Here is a 3,790-nt window from a genome sequence, read left to right as displayed (position 1 = left end):
CCGTCGCCGCGGCGCGGGTGGAACCGAAGGGCCCGGATTCCCGGCCAACGCCGCTGGTATCCCCCGTGGCTGAGGTTTGATTCGGTCGCGCCGCTTTGCCGGCGCACTCCAAAGCAGTCCGGAATCCATAAAGAGCCAAATTTTTAAACTGAGCCTCTGCCGTCTTTCAGGGTCCTAGTTTGGCAACGATGGCCGCTACCAGTTGGTCGGCGAAGGTCTCACTGACCTGGCCGCGGGTCTGGTTGAACCAGCGGTCCTGGGAGTCGCGGAAGATTTGGATTTGGTCCAGGCCCTTGAGGTCGGCGCTGCCGTCCAGGGGGACATATTTGAGCCCCACCGGGACGATAGGCTTGCGGATCCTGATGCCGCCGTCGGGACCCAGGCCCAGGAAACGGGGGAGCTCCCGCTCGGAGATGAACCGGCTGGCAAAGAAGCCGGGGGAGAGGAGCAGCAAGCCGAAATCACATTGGGCGAGGGCAGTATCGATCTCCCGTCGCCAAGCGGCGCCGACCGGGATCATGGTATCGATCCAGGTATCGCAATCGAAACCCTGCATGATGGCGAGGCGTGGGCGCAGGAGCTCCAAGAGCCGGTTCGGCAGATGACCGTCCGCCCGCGCATAGCTCACGAAGAAATTCTTGCGGATCCTCATCTCGGGATCTCCGTTGTCTGTCTCTAAAGTGCCCTCCGTTCAGGAATTATAGTCGCCACCGACAGGTTGTAAAGTAGATAAGGAGGATAAAGGGTAGAAAGATGTAGGATGTGGTGAGCGTGGTAGGACTTTCAGGACGGCGCCAGAGAGGAGACGCGAACCGCATCAATTCAGCCCCCGTAGGGCGGGATAGGCCAGGGATGGCCGCATCCCGCCGAGCAGTTGTCAGGGGGTAGAGGTGGCCCCCGTAGGGCGGGACAGGTCAGGGACGACCGCATCCCGCCTCCAATCTCCGGGAGGGATTGGCGCCCACAGTACCGGCAAGTAGGCTATGCTGGTCCCCCTGAGCACCGGGCTGGCGATAAACCGCTATGAGCATATTCAAAAACCCCTCGACCATTCTTTCCCGGCTGTGGGCTCGGTTACGGGAGCACCGACCCTGGACCTGGCTATTCTCGGGGATTGGTGTGGCTGTATTCACTGTTCTTTTAAACCAGTTCCTTACTGAGCAACATCCACCCGGACCTGCCCCGAATCCTGAGCCGGGTATCCGCACCAGTGGCGACTGCAGCCCGGTCATTACCAATAGGCTCGGCGGGGTCGATGCCATCATCGTCTGCTCCGAGCTCAGCGATAAGGCCGAGGCCGCACTGATCCGCGCCCTGGAGAGCAGACTGGAGAGCAGAAGTGTCACGCCGGAAGACGCCCAGAAGGAGGTGGACAAGTGGATCAGCCGCTACGAGCGGCTAGTGGATGAGCTGGCGGAGATCAACCAGGGCTTGGACGGCGATGATCCACTGCTGGAACAGGTGGAGGAGCTGGTTCGGGACGGCCAATTAGACCTGGCCGAACGGCTGCTTGACAGCGCCTTGACTAGTGAGAAAGCCGCCGTCGCTCGCTTCGCCGCCCACCGCTATGCCCGGGCTGGTGTCCGCGCCCTGGGTTTCGACCTCGAGGGCGCGCTCGAGGACCATAAAGCCGCGTACCGTTATCGGCCGGACGAGCCCAGATACGCCCTCGGCTATGCCGACGCCCTTTCCGACCTGCTGCGCTATGCCGAGGCCGTGGAGGTATTGCAGGCCCTGTTGGAGACCAGCAGCCTCAAGGACGAAACCCGGGCCCACGTCTACCACCAAATCGGCATCGCCCAGTTCGGCCGAAGTTGGTTCCCTGCCGCCGCCGATGCCTTTGGGCAAGCCATCGGGCTGCGGGAAGCGCTGCGCAAGGCGTTAGGCGAGCGCTGGCCGCCCGAGATGCAGAACGACCTGGCCAGGGCCTACATAAACCGCGGCGTGGCCCTTGATAACCAGCAGGACTATGCCGGCGCGGTGGCCGCCTACAATGCAGCCATCGGGCTGATGGAAGCGCTGCGCAAGGCGTTGGGCGAGCGCTGGCCGCACGGGATGCAGAACGGCCTGGCCAAGGCCTACCTGAACCGCGGCAACGCCCTGCAAGGCCAGCAGGATTTTGCCGGTGCGGTGGCCGCCTACGATGCGGCCATCGGGCTGAGGGAAGCGCTGCGCAAGGCGTTGGGCGAGCGCTGGCCGCCCGAGATGCAGAACGACCTGGCCGGGGCCTATGTGAACCGCGGCCTGGCCCTTGCAGGCCAGCAGGATTATGCCGGGGCGGTGGCCTCCTATGATGCGGCCATCGGGCTGATGGAAATACTGCGCAAGGCGTTAGGCGAGCGCTGGCCGCCCGAGATGCAGAACGACCTGGCCGCGGCCTACCTGAACCGCGGCAGCACCCTGCTAGGCCAGCAGGATTATGCTAGGGCGGTGGCCTCCTATGATGCGGCCATCAGGCTGATGAAAGGACTGCGCAAGGCGTTAGGCGAGCGCTGGCCGTCCGAGATGCAGAACGACCTGGCCAGGGCCTACATGGGCCGCGGCCTGGCCCTGCAAGGCCAGCAAGATTATGCCGGATCGGTGGCCGCCTACGATGCGGCCATCGGGCTGAGGGAAGCGCTGCGCACAGCGTTGGGTGAGCGCTGGCCGCCCAAGATGCAGAACGACCTGGCCGGGGCCTACATGAACCGCGGCGTGGCCCTTGATAACCAGCAGGATTATGCCGGCGCGGTGGCCGCCTACGATGCGGCCATCGAGCTGATGGAAGCGCTGCGCAAGGCGTTGGGCGAGCGCTGGTCGCCCGGGATGCGGAACGACCTGGCCAGGGCCTACATGAACCGCGGCCTGGCCCTGCGAGGCCAGCAGGATTATGCCGGATCGGTGGCCGCCTTCGATGCGGCCATCAGGCTGATGGAAGCGCTGCGCGCGGGGTTGGGCGAGCGCTGGCCGCACGGGATGCAGAATGACCTAGCGACCAGCTACTACAATCGAGCCCTGTTGCACGGCAGTATGGCCGATCTTGCAGCCGCCGCGGCGGATCTGGAACGGGCGGTCGAGCTGGGGCGACAGGTGGCGATGGCGACGGGCAGTCCGTCCGCTATCGACCGTTTTCTGGACGCTGCGTACTTTCTTTTGCGGGTGTTGGAACCTCAAGCCGATGCGTCTCCAGCCGACCGGGCGGCGAGGCTGCTGGAGCAGCTCGAGGCGCTGGGCGCCCGCTGGCCGCCGTCCCACTGGCCGGCGGGCCTGCGACCCAACCTGGAGCGGGTGCGGACCCTGGGCCAACGGCTGGTTGGTGATACCCCGAGTGCTCGGTGAGGTATCCCGCGGTCAGACAGCCGGAACGCCGGTAAAGGGATCATGGTTCCAATTGCCTGTCAGTGAGCGTGAGCCCAAAATGGCGGCTGTTTGTGAGCCAAGCCCTCACCGTCGGCAGGCCGCTACGGTTAGGGCAAAAATCCGAACGGCGTTGCGACAGCTTTTTTGATCCCTTCTCCCTAAGAGGCTGTCTAAAAACTAACCCATTGATTTTAAATCGGTAGGCCGGGGTGAGGAACGAACCCCAGCTTTGGTTATTGCTGGGTTTTGGCCGGTCCCTGGCCGCAACCCAGCCTACGGCCTACGGTCTTGCGCTCGTTCCCACGCTCCAGCGTGGGAACGCTGTCTTATCCGCTCCAGCGGACTTAGCTCCTCTGTACTGATCGGCGTTGGCTGTTAGCCTACCGAGGCACTTAATCGACGCTGGAGCGTCAGATCCCTCCTCCGTCGGGACCAGGTCTGCTCCCACGCT

At 63.9% G+C, this 3,790-nt stretch carries 2 protein-coding genes; one reads left to right on the top strand and one right to left on the bottom strand.

Features of this window, described 5'->3' with window-relative positions:
• Positions 1-166 precede the first annotated feature (166 nt).
• The gene (locus BQ17_RS06770) at positions 167-652 is read right to left on the bottom strand and encodes a TIR domain-containing protein (protein WP_089725512.1); all 486 of its coding nucleotides are present in this window, start codon (positions 650-652) and stop codon (positions 167-169) included.
• A gap of 371 nt (positions 653-1,023) precedes the next feature.
• Between BQ17_RS06770 and BQ17_RS06765 the strand changes: the two genes are divergently transcribed.
• Positions 1,024-3,318, top strand: coding sequence for a tetratricopeptide repeat protein (locus BQ17_RS06765; RefSeq protein ID WP_089725510.1), 2,295 nt, complete (start codon positions 1,024-1,026; stop codon positions 3,316-3,318).
• Positions 3,319-3,790 lie beyond the last annotated feature (472 nt).

It is taken from the genome of Candidatus Thiosymbion oneisti (genome assembly GCF_900092655.1).
Taxonomy (GTDB): domain Bacteria; phylum Pseudomonadota; class Gammaproteobacteria; order Chromatiales; family Chromatiaceae; genus Thiosymbion; species Thiosymbion oneisti.
Note: the sequence above shows the minus strand (reverse complement) of the source record. Positions and strands in the feature narration are given on the sequence as shown.

Coding starts and splice junctions, on each gene's coding strand:
- BQ17_RS06770 (WP_089725512.1), bottom strand. CDS start 652: ATGAGGATCCGCAAGAATTTCTTCGTGAGCTATGCGCGGGCGGACGGT.
- BQ17_RS06765 (WP_089725510.1), top strand. CDS start 1,024: ATGAGCATATTCAAAAACCCCTCGACCATTCTTTCCCGGCTGTGGGCT.